The sequence below is a fragment of the Halolactibacillus halophilus genome (assembly GCF_900115605.1).
Taxonomy (GTDB): Bacteria; Bacillota; Bacilli; order Bacillales; family Amphibacillaceae; genus Halolactibacillus; species Halolactibacillus halophilus.
On the sequence record NZ_FOXC01000016.1, the window covers coordinates 38,535 to 56,257 of the forward strand.

The 17,723-nt window shown below is 38.3% G+C and carries 19 protein-coding genes; 2 read left to right on the plus strand and 17 right to left on the minus strand.

The window, feature by feature from the left end:
• Positions 1-48: 48 nt before the first annotated feature.
• The 10 genes from BM098_RS07215 to BM098_RS07260 form a co-directional block, all read right to left on the minus strand.
• The gene (locus BM098_RS07215; RefSeq protein WP_089831879.1) at positions 49-1,497 is read right to left on the minus strand and encodes a glycoside hydrolase family 32 protein; all 1,449 of its coding nucleotides are present in this window, start codon (positions 1,495-1,497) and stop codon (positions 49-51) included.
• A 25-nt stretch (positions 1,498-1,522) separates the two neighbouring features.
• Positions 1,523-2,485, minus strand: a complete 963-nt coding sequence (locus BM098_RS07220; protein ID WP_089831913.1) for a carbohydrate kinase family protein — start codon at positions 2,483-2,485, stop codon at positions 1,523-1,525.
• Positions 2,486-2,786: 301 nt separating this feature from the next.
• Positions 2,787-4,160, minus strand: coding sequence for a PTS transporter subunit EIIC (locus BM098_RS07225; RefSeq protein WP_089831881.1), 1,374 nt, complete (start codon positions 4,158-4,160; stop codon positions 2,787-2,789).
• Between the two features lie 137 nt (positions 4,161-4,297).
• Positions 4,298-5,287 carry a LacI family DNA-binding transcriptional regulator gene (locus BM098_RS07230; protein ID WP_089831883.1) on the minus strand — a complete coding sequence of 330 codons (990 nt, stop codon included), beginning with the start codon at positions 5,285-5,287 and terminating at the stop codon, positions 4,298-4,300.
• Positions 5,288-5,494: 207 nt separating this feature from the next.
• The gene (locus BM098_RS07235) at positions 5,495-6,937 is read right to left on the minus strand and encodes a glycogen synthase (protein WP_089831885.1); all 1,443 of its coding nucleotides are present in this window, start codon (positions 6,935-6,937) and stop codon (positions 5,495-5,497) included.
• Positions 6,938-6,954: 17 nt separating this feature from the next.
• Positions 6,955-8,067, minus strand: a complete 1,113-nt coding sequence (glgD, locus tag BM098_RS07240) for a glucose-1-phosphate adenylyltransferase subunit GlgD (protein WP_089831887.1) — start codon at positions 8,065-8,067, stop codon at positions 6,955-6,957.
• Positions 8,064-9,191, minus strand: a complete 1,128-nt coding sequence (locus BM098_RS07245) for a glucose-1-phosphate adenylyltransferase (protein WP_089831889.1) — start codon at positions 9,189-9,191, stop codon at positions 8,064-8,066. The genes glgD and BM098_RS07245 overlap by 4 nt, the downstream gene beginning before the upstream one ends.
• A gap of 41 nt (positions 9,192-9,232) precedes the next feature.
• Positions 9,233-11,389, minus strand: coding sequence for a glycogen debranching protein GlgX (gene glgX / locus BM098_RS07250; protein WP_200795838.1), 2,157 nt, complete (start codon positions 11,387-11,389; stop codon positions 9,233-9,235).
• Between the two features lie 36 nt (positions 11,390-11,425).
• Complete coding sequence (glgB, locus tag BM098_RS07255; RefSeq protein WP_234987441.1) at positions 11,426-13,360, minus strand: 1,4-alpha-glucan branching protein GlgB; 1,935 nt, start codon at positions 13,358-13,360, stop codon at positions 11,426-11,428.
• 458 nt (positions 13,361-13,818) lie between these two features.
• Positions 13,819-14,052, minus strand: coding sequence for a GGDEF domain-containing protein (locus tag BM098_RS07260; RefSeq protein ID WP_089831891.1), 234 nt, complete (start codon positions 14,050-14,052; stop codon positions 13,819-13,821).
• Positions 14,053-14,357: 305 nt separating this feature from the next.
• Between BM098_RS07260 and BM098_RS07265 the strand changes: the two genes are divergently transcribed.
• Positions 14,358-14,606 carry a hypothetical protein gene (locus tag BM098_RS07265; RefSeq protein ID WP_089831893.1) on the plus strand — a complete coding sequence of 83 codons (249 nt, stop codon included), beginning with the start codon at positions 14,358-14,360 and terminating at the stop codon, positions 14,604-14,606.
• A 47-nt stretch (positions 14,607-14,653) separates the two neighbouring features.
• Complete coding sequence (locus BM098_RS13435) at positions 14,654-14,809, plus strand: hypothetical protein (protein WP_159430136.1); 156 nt, start codon at positions 14,654-14,656, stop codon at positions 14,807-14,809.
• Positions 14,810-14,825: 16 nt separating this feature from the next.
• Here the strand turns inward: BM098_RS13435 and BM098_RS07270 are convergent, their stop codons facing one another.
• From BM098_RS07270 to BM098_RS07300, 7 genes are all read right to left on the minus strand, one after another.
• The gene (locus BM098_RS07270) at positions 14,826-15,620 is read right to left on the minus strand and encodes a M23 family metallopeptidase (RefSeq protein ID WP_089831895.1); all 795 of its coding nucleotides are present in this window, start codon (positions 15,618-15,620) and stop codon (positions 14,826-14,828) included.
• Between the two features lie 24 nt (positions 15,621-15,644).
• Positions 15,645-15,848: an Acb2/Tad1 domain-containing protein gene (locus BM098_RS07275; protein WP_089831898.1), complete on the minus strand. Its 204-nt coding sequence runs from the start codon at positions 15,846-15,848 to the stop codon at positions 15,645-15,647.
• Positions 15,849-15,890: 42 nt separating this feature from the next.
• Positions 15,891-16,157 carry a holin gene (locus tag BM098_RS07280; protein WP_089831899.1) on the minus strand — a complete coding sequence of 89 codons (267 nt, stop codon included), beginning with the start codon at positions 16,155-16,157 and terminating at the stop codon, positions 15,891-15,893.
• A gap of 14 nt (positions 16,158-16,171) precedes the next feature.
• On the minus strand, positions 16,172-16,471 hold the full coding sequence (locus BM098_RS07285) for a hypothetical protein (protein WP_089830392.1): 300 nt from the start codon (positions 16,469-16,471) through the stop codon (positions 16,172-16,174).
• A 54-nt stretch (positions 16,472-16,525) separates the two neighbouring features.
• Positions 16,526-16,762, minus strand: coding sequence for a hypothetical protein (locus tag BM098_RS07290; protein WP_089831901.1), 237 nt, complete (start codon positions 16,760-16,762; stop codon positions 16,526-16,528).
• A 129-nt stretch (positions 16,763-16,891) separates the two neighbouring features.
• Entirely contained in the window at positions 16,892-17,305 is a 414-nt protein-coding gene (locus tag BM098_RS07295; protein WP_089831903.1) for a hypothetical protein, read from the minus strand.
• Between the two features lie 202 nt (positions 17,306-17,507).
• Positions 17,508-17,723: DUF1617 family protein (locus BM098_RS07300; RefSeq protein ID WP_143423385.1), on the minus strand; the 216-nt coding region annotated here is incomplete at its 5' end.

Consider the following 17,723-nt stretch of genomic DNA (forward strand, 5'->3'; position numbering starts at 1 on the left):
AAAAATAGACAAACTGCCAACACTTACTGTCGGCTGTTTGTCTATTGATTAGGACTTATTCTTTTGTTCAAGTAACCAGTGAGTGAGTGTTCCGGTTGCTTCACCTGTTAACTCTATCTTTTCCTCATCTGGTTGTGGATACATCCGCGACGTCATTACATATTCACCATCATTAATGAACACTTCAAGTGATGATTGATCAATAAAACACTGAAGTTGCTTGAGCTGTGTTAATTCAATCGTGCGTGTTTTACGGCCTCTCCCAGCTTCACCAAGTGCGAGCGTGAGTTGTTTTGTTTCATCATCATAAGTTAACGTGACATCTGATCGTATCGTAAGGGTTAGCTTTGTCACATCGTCTATTGTGACTAACAATTCAGCAGCTGTACCAGTAAAGTATTCATATGCACCCTCACTTAAGTGAAGACTGCGCACATCTTCTTGTTTACGGAGTACTTGATAGTTAGGGTGTGGCTTTTGGATTAGTTGATGATTCTCCACTGTTAGGACGCGTGGCAATGTCATCGCGTGTTGCCAGCCATACTCAAGTGGATTATCATAATCTGCATCAGGCAATCCCATCCAGGCCCACATGATGTGGTTACCCGCTTCATCTTCAAAGGTTTGCGGGGCATAAAAATCAAATCCGCGATCAAGTTCATTAAACTGACTGGTCGGTGTAAACGTCACTTCATCTGCGTTCATCTCACCAAGATAGTAGCCAGACTGATAAACATTTTGATACAAGAACCCATCTTGGTTAACACCTTGTGGTGAGAGTATCAATACGTCTTCACCATCTAACTCAAAAAAGTCTGGGCACTCCCACATATAGCCCATGCCTTTAAGTGGACCAAAATATGGGCCGTGGTATGTCCAATCAGTTAAGTTCGTTGATTGATATAAAATGACAAGGCCTTCATCATTTCGATTACGTGCGCCAAGAATCATGTAATAGACATCATTAATTTTTCTGATTTTCGGGTCTCGAATATGGTTACTGTATTCGGCCGGATAGTCACTAGCATCTATCACCACGTCTTTTTTCTCAATCGTCATGCCTTTATCATAACTAACGGCGTGAATAGTATTTTGTTCACGACCAGACAAAATATAATCGTGATCACCTAAATGTTTCACATTACCCGTATAAAAATAATGCATCACACCGTTCTCCTCAAAAGCACTACCAGAGTAGACGCCGTGAAGATCATACGGTTGGTCTGGTAATAACGCCAAGCCATTATCCTTAAAGTGCACCAAGTCCCTTGACGTGTAGTGTCCCCAGTATTTGAGTCCTCCCGCTGCATCATACGGTGAGTATTGATAATATAAATGATAGACGCCATCCACGTGAATAGCCCCATTTGGATCATTTAGCCACCCTGTTGGTGGCATCACATGAAAATGCAGGCGATACGGGTCATCTTCTGTCTTTTTAAATGAGGCCATCATCGCTTCATAGCGCTGTTTTAATTCGTCATGTAATGGATTCATTGACTCATCCCCCTGTCAGATTGCTTTAGTTTTGTTCGCTAACAAATGTTTTTGTTGCTTCAATCGTTGGTAAAGACTCCACTGCTCCGTGTTTTGTCGTTGTCAGGGCCGCAAAAGCATTACTAAAGGTGAGCAGATCACGTGCTGTTTCTTTTGTTAACTCACTTAATAATTCTAATGTAGCGATTTGATATAAAAATGAACCAATAAAAGCATCTCCTGCTCCTGTTGTATCAATCGCTTCAACTTTAAAACCGTGATGCGAAACACTAAAATCTTGTGTTAATAAGACGGCGCCGTCTTTACCTTTTGTATAGATCACTAGTTTTACCCGGTCCTTAAATAGCGATTGTAAGGCAGCTTGTTCATCTTCAATACCGGTAATAAAGGTCAGTTCTTCATCTGACACTTTCACAATATCCGCTAACGGTAGAAACGATTGAATGGCCTCTTGACAACTTGCTTCATCTGGCCACAGGGGGAGTCGCACATTCGGATCAAAACTAATTATGGCGCCCCGCCGAATCGCATCTTCTATCACTTGTTTATGTGCATATTTGACCGGCGCTTCAATTAAGTCAACCGAACAAAAATGTATTAAATCGCCCTTTTGAAACGGAATATCTTTGACTTCGGTCTCATTCAACAGCATATCAGCACTCGGTTTCCGGTAAAACGAAAAGTCGCGCTGACCATCTTTTTTTAGCGATACAAAGGCAAGTCCTGTATTGGCTTCATCTGTTTTTAGTAAGTAAGTCGTATCAACACCATATTGTTCTAATTGTTCTGTGATATGATCCCCAAAAGCATCTCGTCCTAACTTAGAAATAAAATGACTGTTGCCTCCTAATTTACTCACCGTCATTGCCACATTGGCAGGAGCACCACCCATGACGCGTTTAAAACTTGGTACGTCTTTAAGATCCGAATCCGTTACACTCGGTATAAAATCAATCAAAGCTTCACCAATACTATAGATTTCACTCATTGTATCCACATTCCCTTCATCTTATTATTAAAGTTTATTGAAGTACTCCCATTGACATTCTAACCAATGTTTGAGGAAGGTATCTTCTCGCCTTAATGCAATAAATAAATCTTTAAGCCAGACGGCACATCTATAAAAGTCAATCGTCTATAAAGTCTCTGTTTAGGCTATACCCCTTATTTACAATGCTTACACGTCAGTAAAGGATCAACTAATACTGACAATAAGGGTATAAGGCATCTGCCCTATACCCTTATTTGTTCATATACCTAAAAATATAACATCACTTCATTTATTCTTCTTAAGCATTCAGATCTTCTGATATTTTTTTAGATTGCAGTCTAACAAGAACAAAACCTACACCAAAAGCAATGGCAATAACAAGTAGATAGAATAAGAGGTCTACTCCACCATATAGCAGTAAGCCAGGAATAAAAGTAATTCCCATACCTGTTGCTTTAATACCTAACAGGTAAGTAACAAAACCACCAATTGCACCTGCAATCATACCTGATGCGAATACTCTAAAGCTGCGTAAGTTAACCCCGAATAATAACGGTTCGGTGATACCAAATAATGTTGAAGCAGTTGATGAAAATGCATTTGTACGCTTCACTTTATTTTTCATTAACATCGCTGCAGCAACTGCGGCACCAAATTGACCCGCCATTGATGCTGTAATTAATGTTTGAACAACATTCTCACCACCATTATTTAAGAGATTGATCTCAATAATAGATAATGAGTGGTGAAGACCTGTAATAGTTAATAACTGTTGAAAACCTGCGAATACAATGTAACCAATACCAAATGGTGCTTCAAGAATATTAACGATAAAATCAATGACACCTGTTTCAATTAATTGAATGATTGGACCTAAAATAAATAACATAGCTGCAATCGTAATGGTAATCGTTAAGAATGGCGTCACAACCAAGTCCATTAATTGTGGTACAACTTTTCGTAAACTTTTTTCTAACTTAGAAATCAAGTAACCTGCTACAATTGCTGGGATAATTGATCCTTGATAACCGATAATATCAATACCAAAGACTGTTAGAGGATTCGCATCGCCACCAGCAACAGCCCAAGCATTCGGTAATTGCGGTGCAACCATCATCAAACCAACAACAATACCTAAGAGAGGGTTACCACCGAATTTCTTAGTTGCACTATATGCAATAAGGACTGGTAAGAATGCAAAGGCCGTATCGGTAAGCATCTGGAATAATATAAGTGCTTCATCTGACAAGTCCATACCTAATTCAATTAATAAACCACGTACCCCCATCAGTAAACCAGTGGTTACCAACGCTGGTATTAATGGTACTAAAATATCTGCGAGTGTTCGCACTACTTTTTGTGCTGGACTCAAGTTCTTATACACATCATCCTTAAAGTCACCGTTTGATTCATTGCTGTCACTGTCACCCATAACTGTTTGTAAATCAGCATAGACAGCGTTAACTTTGCCTGTACCAAAAATAAATTGATGCTGACCCGTGTTAAAGAAATAGCCTTTTGATTCAGGAATTTCCTCTGCTTTTGCTTTGTCTACTTTGCTATCATCTTTTAAGATGATCCGTAAACGGGTGGCACAGTGTTCATAATTTTTAATGTTGTCTTTACCACCAACAACTTCAAATAACTTATCGAGCGTTTGTTGATATTTCATCTTGTTCGCCTCCTAGTATTTTTTAAAAATATATGATGACATACTTGGTATTCCCCAGTATGAGACATCCTAATCCTGATTTAATCGATAAACTGAAATCGATTTCACATTCCTGTAAAAAGAACACACTGCTCTTTTTATAAAACTCTTACTGACGCACGCGTTTTTAACTCAAACGTCGTCATCAACGTGTCGCCTTGTTTTTCTGGGTTCTTCATCAATTCAAACACGGTCTCTGCCGCCATCTTCCCACTGGTCTTAAACGTGTAATGGACAGTTGTAAGCGGCGGGTTTAAATATTCTGCCAGCTTAATGTCACCAATACCAACCACTGACACGTCGTTTGGTACATCGAGCCCGGCATCAAGTAAGGCATGAATCGCACCAATCGCTAAGTGATCCGTCACTGCTAACACAGCCGTTGGCGTCTTATAGCTTAAAATTTTCTGCATCATTTGATAGCCAGTATCAATATCAAAATCACCAATCGCCATCAATCGATCGTTGACGTCAATCTTGTAGTTGTTTAAACAATCCAGATACGCTTTTTTTCTTACGATTCCAACCGCTTCATCCTTCTCATCTACCCCAATAAAAGCAATGTCTCGGTGGTTTTGTTTCACCAAATACTCAGTCATAGTATAACTTGCGTCATAATCATTATGAACAATCGATGTATACCCTTTCACTTTCTGTCCTAAAATGACAATCGGCACAATCAACTTATCCATCACCGCTAAGTGTTGATCCGTTACTTCAGTCCCCATCATGATAATGCCATCAACAGATTTATTCGATAAAAACTTTAAATAATTAATTTCCTCATCGATATCTAAATCAGTATTGGCGATTAACACTTGGTAACCATGTGCCCTTGCTACCTCAGTCACACCTGCCACCACACGGCTGGCGGTTTCTGTACTAATTTTTGGTACGATAACACCTAACATTTGAGACTTTTGGTTCTTTAATGATTGTGCAATCGGATTTGGTTGATAGTCAACATCTTTAATGACTTTCAACACAGCTTCACGTTTTTCTTCTTTGACATAGCCATTGTTGTTCATAACTCTTGAAACTGTCGCAGGTGAAACACCTGCCAATCTTGCAATATCTTTAATCCGCATAGGTATCACCTCTCAATAGTCACTTGGAGACATAACTGAAATCGATTTCACATACACATTATATCAAATCCTCTGTCTGTGTCAACCGGTTTTCATGAAAAAATGTATTCGTTTACAAAAATACTTGCACATTTTAATTTGTTGCTTTACATAAAAAAGGGAGAGTTCCCAAAAGAACTCTCCCTTTTATCATCTAGATTTAAGTTTTTAAATCAAACTACCTTCATGCTCTTCACTTTCATCAACAATTTCGTAGACATTGTAATATTCTTCTGACTGTTGTTCCCAGTCAAAGTTTGTATCAAATGCTTGTTTCACAAAGCCCTTAAAACGTTCTTTCTCATCATCGTAAATACGTTTTGCCCGTCTGATTTGTTCAAACATCTTATGGGCATTGTACTCATCAAAGATGAAGCCATTACCTTCATTTGAATCAATCTCAATATGACTAACGGTATCGTTTAAACCTCCAGTCCGATTCACGACCGGTAACGCCCCGTATTTAAGAGCAATAATTTGACTTAAACCACAAGGTTCTATACGTGATGGCATTAAAAATAAGTCACTAGCTGCATAAATGTTAGAGGCAAGCGCATTACTAAACTTAATATGAATCGATGTTTGGGTCGGATACCGGTTTTGAACATACTTAAAGAATTCTTCATAATGGTAATCGCCTGTACCAAGAACAATCAATTGAATGTCTAAAGCCATTAATTCCTCAATCATTCGCTGAACTAAATCAATCCCTTTTAGTTCAACTAAACGCGAGACCATCCCAATCGTTAACTTATCGGGATCGAGTCCTTGTTCTTTTAAAAAGGCTGCTTTATTTTTCTTTTTCCCCTCAACGTCTTCGTAAGGGTAGGCTAAAGCTTTGTCTGTCATTGGGTTAAACACTTCATAGTCAACCCCATTTAAAATGCCTGTCATCTTCCATTTCACATCGCGGATGACCCCGTCCAACCCTTCACCAAAATAGGCGTGCTCAAGTTCTTTAGCGTAAGTTGGCGACACTGTTGTGACGTAATCTGAATAATAAATACCCGCTTTCATGATATTGATCGCACCATGAAATTCGAGTTCCGATGTGATATCTGACGGATAAAGACCTAACACTTCATATAATGTCTCTACTCCGTAAATCCCTTGGTATTTAATATTGTGAATCGTAAGGACCGTCTTCACTTGGTGACCGCAGCCTGCGTGCCCTTGTTTTTTTAGTAACATGGGAATAGCAGCTGTTTGCCAATCATTACAGTGAATGATATTTGGACAAAAGTCGTACTTTGGAATAAACGAGAGAATCGCTTTTGAGAAGAATAAAAACCGTTCGGCCTCATCAAAATATCCATAAAGGCCCGGTCGACCAAAATAGTAATCATTTTTAATGAAGTACCAAAACACGTTATCGTATTTTAAATAAAACAATTCACACTGTTGGTGGCGCCAGTTTAATTGAACAGTAAAGTCACCAATCTTCGGCATTTCTTGCTTATACTCATCTGGAATATCTTGATACAAGGGCATAACCGCGCGAATATCGACATTGTTTTTCTTTAATGTCTTTGGCAAAGAACCAGCGACATCACCTAATCCTCCACTTTTCGCAAATGGAAAAGCTTCCGACGTTGCATATAATATTTTCACTCGTATTTTCCCTCCTATTACGCTCGTTTTTGAATTAAGATCGGTTCTTTTGTTGTACTGGTAATGAATTCACCTTGTTTAACAACGGCATTTTTATCTAAAATAGCATTAACAACAACAGCATCTTTTTCTACTACTGCCCCTTGCATAATGACACTGTTTTTTATTTTCGCGCCTTCATGGATGGTCGCATTACGAAAAACAATGCTTTCTTCAATCGTACCATTGACAATCGCACCACTCGCGACAAGTGCCTTTTTCACTTTCGCTTCTTTACCATAGACGGTAGGATGATTGTCTTTTGCTTTGGTGTAGACTTTACGTTCTTGTTTAAACAATTCAAGGTTTGTATCACATGTAAGTATATCCATGGAACAATTAAAGTAGGCTTGAATGGAATTAATAATCTTAACATAACCCGGAACGTTATAAGCCTTCACTTTGTAATCACTCAGACATTGATCTACGAGTTCAATAAAGTCAACAAGACCTCGTTTTTCTGCTTCGGCTAATATCTGCATAAATAACGTGCGATTAATGACGAGCGAATCAATGAACAGCTCACCGCCTTGTCGTTTATCATTACCGTAAATGATTTCCTTAACATCATCACCGTCCACAACGAGACGTACTTCTTTATTTTGAATCTCGCCGTCATAATTTTCTTTATATAACAACGTCATATCTGCTTGATTGGCATCGTGCTTATCTAGAATGGCTCTATAATCAATGTTACTGACGACATTGGTACCACTTAAGACAATATGTTCAACATCATCAGAGAGTTTATCGAAAAATTCACGGTTATCAACAAAGTCTTGAATCGAAATACGGCTCACTTGGCCGATTTTCGCCGAGCGGTCTCCTTGTAAAATGAGTAAGTCATTACTTTTTCGGCTTAAATTCCAATCTTGACCTTGTTTTAAATGATCCACCAGTGACCGGTAGTTATAGGAACCTATGACCCCAACATATAAATCTTGTGCCATATTGACTAAATTCGACAACGGAAAGTCAATCAGACGATATTTACCTCCAATTGGAATCGTATGAATACTGCGATGCTTTACGAGCGCATCTAAGTCAAGTTGATTTGAGCTATTGATAATGATACCTGCAATTTTTTTCATGATTGATCCCCTCCTACATGTAAAGTGATTTTTCCTTCAGCGTTACCAACCGCTTCACCTGGCTTCACTGTGACGTCATCGGCGACGATGGCACGCTTAATAACTGAGCCACTTTTCACCCTTACATTACCAAAGAGAATCGCATCTTCTACAACCGCACCTTCTTCAATGACAACATCATGAGCTAAGATGGAACGTGAGACTTTACCATTAATATAACAGCCATCCGCAATTAAGCTATTATACACATCCGCCTTTTCACCAACGAAGTGTGGATCGCGGTGTTCATTGTTTGAGAAGACTCGTAAATAATCACTTGTTAAATCAAGGTCCTCACGTGTGTCAAGCAGGTCCATATTAGCATCATAATAACTATCGACTGTTCCAACATCACGCCAGTAACCGTCAAAGGCAAAGGCATATAACCGCTTTTGTTCTTCTAATAATGTTGGAATAACATCATGACCAAAGTCATTTTTAGACTCAGGATTTTGATGGTCTTTTTCAAGCGCTTCTTTTAAAACAGACCATTTAAATACATAAATCCCCATCGAAGCCAAGTTACTTTTTGCTTCTTTTGGTTTCTCTTGGAACTCTGTAATTTTAAAGTTTTCATCCGTATTCATAATACCAAACCGGAAAGTTTCTTCCCAAGGAACACGGCGGACACAAATCATCAAGTCAGCATCTTTTTCACGCGCTGCTTCAATCATGGGATGATAGTTCATTTGATAAATATGGTCTCCTGATAAGATCACCACATATTCTGGGTCATACATCTTAATGAACTCAAAGTTTTGATACACAGCATCGGCTGTTCCTCGGTACCATTCAGCGTGGTTTTCACGCATGTACGGCGGGAGTATATAGGCGCCTTGATTTACCTTATCAAGTGCCCAAGCATTACCGTTACCGATGTAACGATTTAATAAAAGTGGTTTATACTGCGTCATAACCCCCACAGTATAAATCTCTGAATGAAAACAATTACTTAAGCTGAAGTCAATGATTCGGTATTTCCCCCCGAACATGACACCTGGTTTTGCATTCTCTCTTGTCAGTGCTTCTAGTCTTGTCCCTTGTCCTCCAGCGAGTAACATCGCAATAGCATCTGTTTTTTTCATCTGAATTCCTCCCCCGTTGTTGTAAAATCAATCTATATCACTTACTCACTGTCAACTTCTGGATGATAATGAGCAAACAACACACATACACTACGCGCTTTGACATTTAAATGAGTGGCATCTAACACCGTGAGGTGTTCTTCCATAACGACCGCTTTCTTTGTTTGTTTGGCTGTATCAATATGTTTTTGCCAGTGGTAGCCTTTTGGTAAGACAGGTAACTCAACCCTATGGTCTTCCCAGTGACTGTTAAAGGCGATATAACTATAATCATCAAATCGACCGGTGTCATCACGGCCACTAAACATGACCCCAATCACGCGCTCAGCCTCTAAATCTGATAAATACCAAGGATTGACGCCATGCTTCGAGTAGTGGGGATACCCGCTACGTGATGGTTTTGTTTGTGAGCGTAAAATCGGATGTTTTTTTCTAATTTTAATCAGATGTTTAACGAATGCCATCATCTCTTTGTTTGCTTCTAAGAACGTCCAATCAACCCAGGAGATGTCATTGTCTTGACAATAGGCGTTATTGTTACCTTTTTGCGTGCGTAAAAATTCGTCTCCTTGTGAAATCATCGGTGTCCCACGACTCATTAACAGTAATGTGAAGGCGTTACGAACCATTTGATGTCTAAGCTCTAACACTGCTTTATTATCCGTCTCACCTTCTATGCCACAGTTCCATGACATGTTGTGATTATCACCATCGGTGTTATTCCAGCCATTCGCTTCATTATGTTTCTCGTTATAACTATACAAATCATTTAATGTGAAACCATCATGACAAGTAATAAAATTCACACTTGGTGAGTTTTCGCGCCTGCGCGGTGAATAAATATCAACAGAGCCTGCAATACGATCACATACCGTATGAGCGAGTCCCGCATCACCTTTTAAAAAGGCACGAACATCGTCACGGTATTTGCCGTTCCACTCTGACCAGCGATTCCAATCAGGGAAGGAACCGACTTGATACAAACCACCTGCATCCCACGCTTCTGCAATCAACTTAACATTGGCGAGTATCGGGTCAAACGCTAAGTTTTGTAACAGCGGCGGGTTGTTCATTGGCGAGCCGTCTTCATTACGCCCTAGAATTGATGCTAAATCAAATCTAAATCCATCAACACGGTACTCAATTACCCAGTGACGTAAACAATCGATAATCATCCGCCTCACAATCGGATGATTACAATTTAACGTGTTGCCACAACCACTAAAGTTAAAGTAGTGGCCATCTGGTGTCAGCATGTAATAGACGCTGTTATCAAAACCTTTTAAGTTAATACTTGGCCCTTGTTCATTTCCTTCTGTCGTGTGATTAAAGACGACATCAAGAATGACTTCAATTCCATTATCATGCATTTTCTTCACTAGTTTTTTAAGTTCGGTGCCTTCATGATTGTACTCATGATTGGATGCGTAGGCCGTATTGGGCGCAAAAAATGATAACGGGTTATAGCCCCAGTAGTCATAAAGCTTTTGACCGTCATGGTGTCGCATCCCACTCATCTCATCAAACTCAAAAATCGGCATCAACTCTACTGCATTTACGCCAAGTGATTTTAAGTAGGGGATTTTTTCTGCTAAACCACTAAACGTCCCCGGGTGCTCAACCCCTGAACTAACATCTTTGGTAAAACCGCGGACATGTAATTCATATATAATCAAGTCTTCCATTGGAATCAGTGGAGCACGTGATTTCTTCCAGTCAAAGTCACTTGCGACAACTCTCGCCCGGTAACTCATCCCATAATCCGGTTTTTCGCCCCATTCGCTTTGTCCACTGACAGCTTTTGCATATGGGTCGAGTAACACATTTGAATCATCAAAGATATGACCTTTTTTTGGATTATACGGTCCATCAACGAAATAAGCATACTCAATCTCTTCTATATCTAAACCAAAGACAATCATCGAATACACGTTACCGACGCGATAAGAATCCGGAAACGGTAATACAACAAACGGTTCCTCCGCCCGCCGTTTATAAAGCGCAAGTTTAAAACTTGTCGCGTGCTGAGAGTGAACGGTAAAACTCACCCCTCCTGGAATCACGGTAGCGCCAAATTCATCGAAAAAACCCGGTCGTACTTTATAACCTTCAACCTCATCAATCGGACCGAGTCGTTTCATATATTGTTCAAGAAATAGAGAATAGGGTTTCATCAGCTTGGTTTTCTTGTTTGTCATCGTGTCATTCCCCTTCAAATCGAAAGTTTACAAGATCTATTTCTTCTTTCTTACCGCTTTTTTCTTTTTTATAACAACACCTTCAAATGCCCCGAGTGGAATCAAAATAGATTGGTCCTGCCCATGCATTGAGACGGCTTCTGTTTTAATGTATTGGTAACGTTTGATTCGGTACGGCGCTTCTTTTGTCGTAAACATGATTCGATACTCACCCGGTATTTCTACACCTACACGAAACTCACTGTATTCTACAGGGGTAAAGTTAAGCACAATTGTAAGACACTCATCTGTCGCTTTTCTTTCATAGATATAGATCGATTGATCGCGGTTATCCGCATCGACCCATTTAAAACCTGCTGGGTTGTGGTCTTGTTCATAAAGACTTTTCTCCTGCATGTACAGACGGTTTAGTAAGCTATTAAATTGGCGTTGATCTTCATGCTTTTCATAATCTAATAAAAACCACTCGACTGGCTCATAGTAACGCCACTCGATAAATTGACCAATTTCATTACCCATAAAGTTCAATTTTTTACCTGGGTGCGTGATTTGATACAACATTAACAGTTTTAATGTTTTAAATTTATCTTCATAGTTACCGACTGGTTTATCAATGAGCGCTTTCTTACCGTGGACAACCTCATCATGTGAGAAAGGTAAAATAAAGTTTTCACTGTAACCGTAATGCATCGAAAACGTGATTTTGTCATGACTTCCTTTTCTAAAAAGTGGGTCGAGCTCAACATAGTCAAGCGTGTCATTCATCCAACCCATCTTCCATTTATAATTAAAGCCGAGACCACCTTTGTCTACGGGATGCGTCACCATTGGCCAACTCGATGATTCTTCAGCTGCCATAATCGCAAATGGGTAACGATCAAAAATCGCGAGATTTAATTCTTTTAAGAACTGAATCCCCCATAAATCTTCACCGCCTCCAAATTCATTTTTATACGGGTTATGGTCAAGTCCAAAATTCAAGTGCAGAATAGACGTCACACCGTCAACCCGGATGCCGTCAATATGGAATTTTTCAAATAGAAAACACGCATTAGAAATAAGAAAGTTGCGGACTTCACTTTTATAGAAATTAAACTTTTTCGTTCCCCACTGTGGGTGATCAATATCGCCATACAATTCTGTCCCATCAAAATACATAAGACCATGTTCATCACGACAAAAATGTCCAGGTACCCAGTCAAAAATGACACCAATACCTGCGTTGTGACAGGCATCAATCAAGTACATGAGATCACTCGGATTGCCGTAGCGACTCGTCATGCTGTAGTAACCCGTTACTTGGTAACCCCAAGACCCGTCAAACGGATGTTCTGATAAAGGCAAGACTTCAATGTAATTGTAATGCATTTCTTTTAAGTAAGGGATTAGTTCATCAGCGATCTCGCGATAGTTGTAAAAGCTTGATGGATCGACTGATTTAAATGCTTCATTTTCAAACTTCCCTACTTCTTTCATCTTCCAAGAGCCAAGGTGCAATTCATAAATGTTGACAGGTTGTTTATAGGGTGTGAATGTTTGCCGTTTTTCTAACCATTTGTCATCGTGCCAGTCATATGTATCTAAATCAAAGACTACCGATGACGTTTCTGGTCTAACTTCTGAGTAAAAAGCGTATGGATCAGCTTTATAAATTGCGCGAGTATCTGGTAAAAATAATTTATATTTATATACTTCTCCTGCTTGAATACCAGGAAAAAACGTCCCCCATACACCTGTATCGGTCACCCGTTCCATTGGATCACTTTCATCATTCCAATAGTTGAATGTTCCAACGAGCGCGACCCGTATGGCATTCGGCGCCCAAACTAAAAAGAGGATCCCTTGTTCACCGTTATGTGTGAATGGATGCGCTCCAAAATAGTCATAACTATTGTAAAGCTCGCTTAGATGATAACGTTGTAACTGGTCTTTTACTTCATTAGATAACTGCATAACATCCCCTGCTTTCATTTGTCTTTACTTTTTGACTTCTTCATTGAGCAAAAACACATACATACCACCATTTTACAACCCACTTGACTATTCCATCACATTTAATAAGAGAATAGTCTTATTTTTTTCTACTTATCTAAATTGTAAAACAATTCTTTAATAAGTACAATCAAAACTTGGATATTAAAGTTATTTTAACAAGTATTTACATACTTATTTTATATAATAGTAAAACAAGTCACACCTATCGCCTATGATATCGCGACTTATATCAATTAGGACCGGGTGAACATGTCTTGATACTATTAATAGTCTATTCCCTTTCCACCACTTGTGAAAACGCTTAATTATCGATTTTTAAACGTGCCCTCATGACTTTACTCACCGATTTTTTTATGACCAGAGTCATAAAAATCTGTCAGTGATTACAGTCAAAAAAAGATCCTATTCAACTTAAGGTGAATAGAATCTTTTGTTTACATATTAGGTTTTAAATCATCTATTTTTCCATCTTGTTGATACGGCCAGACAACAACCTTATTTCTCCCTTGTCGTTTTGCCTCGTAAAACGCTTGGTCAGCTCGTTCAATTATTTGTAGAATGGATTCATGGGATGATGTGTCAGTTAGTCCAATACTAATCGTCACCTTACCAACAGTCGGTATCGCTTCATTTTCAATCATATGCCTAAAAAAAACTGTTCTCTCCATAAAGGAAAGAACAGTTTAAGTATGTAATGTAACCACCAAAGTTAATTTTGGTGGAGACGGTGGGAGTCTACTGATACGGTATTGATATGTATTAAAAGTAACACTATACGTTTATTAATAAAGGTTTATTAACGTCACTGTGACTGTTAGTAAACCTTTTATTTTACTCACTTTGTATCATAATTGTATCACGATAAAAATTAATTTAAAAAGTTTTATATTTGTGTTGACGTGTCATTACATAGATAATATATTAAGGGTGTAGTTAAGAAACGGACAAAACAAAAACTCAGGAGGAATTACAAATGAAAACAATAAAAGAACAATTAAGCGAATTAAAAAAAGAGGTTTATCCAACGGGTTCCACGAGATACTCACACTACGACGAAGAACATGATGTGGTGCTAGACTTTTTTCAAGAAGAGAATAATAATTTGATTAACGTTTCAATCCATTCAGATAACTTTTTTACAACTAAAACAGTCGTTGATCTGGACGATGAAATTAATCTTAACGATATCGTAAACATCGTAAACGACGGCAACATTTATTAACCGACAGGGTGGCGCCCTACAGCCAATAAAAATATAGGGATGGTAGTATGAAAACTGTAAATCTAAACATTAGAATCGAAGAAGAAACTCGTAACAAATTTAAAAGAATAGCTGACGATAATGCACAAAGCCCGTCAGCGTTAATAAGAAAGTGGATAAATGACTATATAGAAACAAATAAAAAAGCCCCTCACGCTAAGTGAGGGGCTTTAACTCTGTCTATTTAAACGTACCTGCATTTAATCGTTTTTGAAGTTCTTTAACGACTACTGACGGACGACTTAACTTATTATCTTTAGTCGTACCTAAATATGATTGTAGCGCACCAATAGTTACTGGTCCAAGTAAACCGTCTTGTTTAACTTTAAGTAGCTTTTGTAACGATTTGATTACTAAGCTACCTTTTTTGCCGTCACCAAACTCAACAGTGTCGCCGTAAAGTGCTTCTGTTACATCATTGCGTGACTGGTCACTCAAGATGCCATCTTGCACAGTACCAAGTGCTTTTTGCAAAGCAGTAGTTGTCACGTTACCCCATTTGCCATCTACTGCTAAGCTAGACGTTTTCGCAGGGTATAGATCTTTTTCCAAGTATTGTTCCGGATCAACAGCATTAGACTTAGCCATATTCCAAAGCCCGCCTTTGTGGATCTCAAAGTGTAAGTGCTGCCCAGTCGAATTACCCGTATTCCCCATCTGTCCGATAACATCACCTTGTTTAACTCTTTGACCTTCTCTAAATCGTCTTGATTTCTCGCGCATATGAGCATAGACTGTTTCCCACGTGTCGCCATTAATAGTATGCTCAATCATAATCGTTTCGCCGTAGCTAGACGATCTATAGCTACGTCTAACAACACCATCCGCTGCAGCTAAAATAGGACGTGACCCACTTTTAGCAATATCAATCCCGTTATGTTTAGATTTAGCTTCGCCCGTGATAGGATTTCTACGCCATCCGAATGGACTTGTTACTCGTTTTGTGTTTGTTGGCCAGATAAATGTTTTTGTCATATTAAATCTCTCCCTTTTTAAAATTTAGTTTCGTGCAATGCTAGCGTTAGCCCACATAACCGACTGTTCAAGATTGGTGACCGCTAAAGACTTTTCACGGCTGTTCGGGCACTGCGAATCAATCAGGTAAGCCAATTCTTTTGCTTTTTCTCGGATAGCTGTGTATTTTTCTGGTTGCCCTTCTTTTGGAGCATGGTACATAAAATTATTTTCAATTTGTTTATACATTTTTTATCTCCCTTGTTTTAGTTAAATTAAAAAGATGCTGCACTAAGCAACATCTTTAGTCATACCGTCACGCTTATTCATAATTTCAAACAATCCTGTACCTGCAAGACCAGCAAAACCACCGGCCCACAATCGCAATACTAATTCAAATTCTGTAAACGGATAAGCGATAGCGCCGACAATTAAACCGACAACAACACTAATCAGCGGTAAATAGTTTTTCGGTAAATTGACTGTTTTCTTCACTAATTCTACCAATGCCGTTACAATAGGTAATAATACAGTTGCAAATAACAATACTTGTTCCATCATTTTTCCACTCCTCAATTATAAAATTGGTTAAGCATAACAATTAGTGTAATTAAAGCAAAAAGCCATCCGCCCCAATTGCGAATAGCTTCAAATACGGTTGATTTACCTTTATTAATTCCTTGAGACTCTTGGACCTGTTTCTTAACTTCTTCAATTTCTTCTCTAACTAAACCGACTTCTTCTCTCAGTCCATTGTATTGCTTTATTACCGCACGTGTTTCTCTCATTTCTGAACGTAAGTCTTTGAAATCACCAGAAATAGCGTTGATCTGTTCAAATAAATCTTTGTTTGTGTACCACTGTTCTTGCATAATCGACCTCCTAACTGAATATTTAGATAAACAAAAACACCTCAATTGAGGTGTCTAAGTCCATAAATCAATATAATCAATAACTTGCTCTTCACAATCCGTACTTAATCGCAATCGTTTTTCTAACACATTATCCTTCTCTACTTCAATAAAAGGAATTGAACTTACCTGGCGATCATAAAACTTCAACTCTACTTTCGAAAAAATATTGTCTCGTTCTGATTCGCTCTTGAATTCCCATTCTTTCATACTGTGTGGTGCCACTAATCTAATTATTGGTTTCTCGCTCATAGTACTGCATCCCTTCTCTAAAATTAATAGTGATAAATATAAAAGAAAAGAGCCTTAAATAACTTATCAGCTATTCATGTCATCTAACCACTGATAACGGAGCATCGGCTAAAAATCACTTGAGAAATACTATTCAGCAGAGTTTCTTTTGATTTCTTCCTTTTTCAAAATTAACATATCTAATAAACTAACCAAATATGAATATGTCTCCATATCCCTTTTATTTCTGGAATCCAACCAAATGAATGCAATAGAAATCATTGGAATGTATATAAACACATTAACAATTTCACCCCAGGCGCTTTGACCGGCTATTGCATTTAATAAATATGCAATAGCTATTCCAGCAAGTAGAACTATATATGTGGAAGATTTGGAATGCTCTGTTTTTGCCAAAACCTCTGCTCTAATAAACTGAAGCTCAAAAACTTCTTTGTCGGACACTGTACTATTTTTAAAATATTTTGTTTCTAGTATATTTTTATTAATTTCCCTTTCTAATATTTGTACTTCACAATTAAGATTACATTTTTGGTTTGTCATAGTTTATTCCTCCCTCAATACTAATATCGGAATAAACAATGAAAATATAAGTAAAAATAACATATTTGGATTTGTTTGGGCTGCTTATTGTTTTATCTGAAACTTTCAGTGTCGCAATCACTTGTAATATAATGAATGAGCTACTAACATTATGTTCAGTATCTTCACTGCTTTAATTTACGCATCCTAGTAAAGAGTTATATCACTCGTCACCTCTCTCAAACTGCTCACAAATATAATCATAGACAACAGCTTCTTGACCACTAAAGTTTTTATCACACTCATCAAGTACTCTTTTAATTGTTTTCAACATCTCTTGATGATCACCACCATCAATCACGAATGATTCATTTAAAAGTTCTTCGTAATCATCATGAAACGCCTGCTGATCAACGATAACGTACTTCTCGTTTTCAAC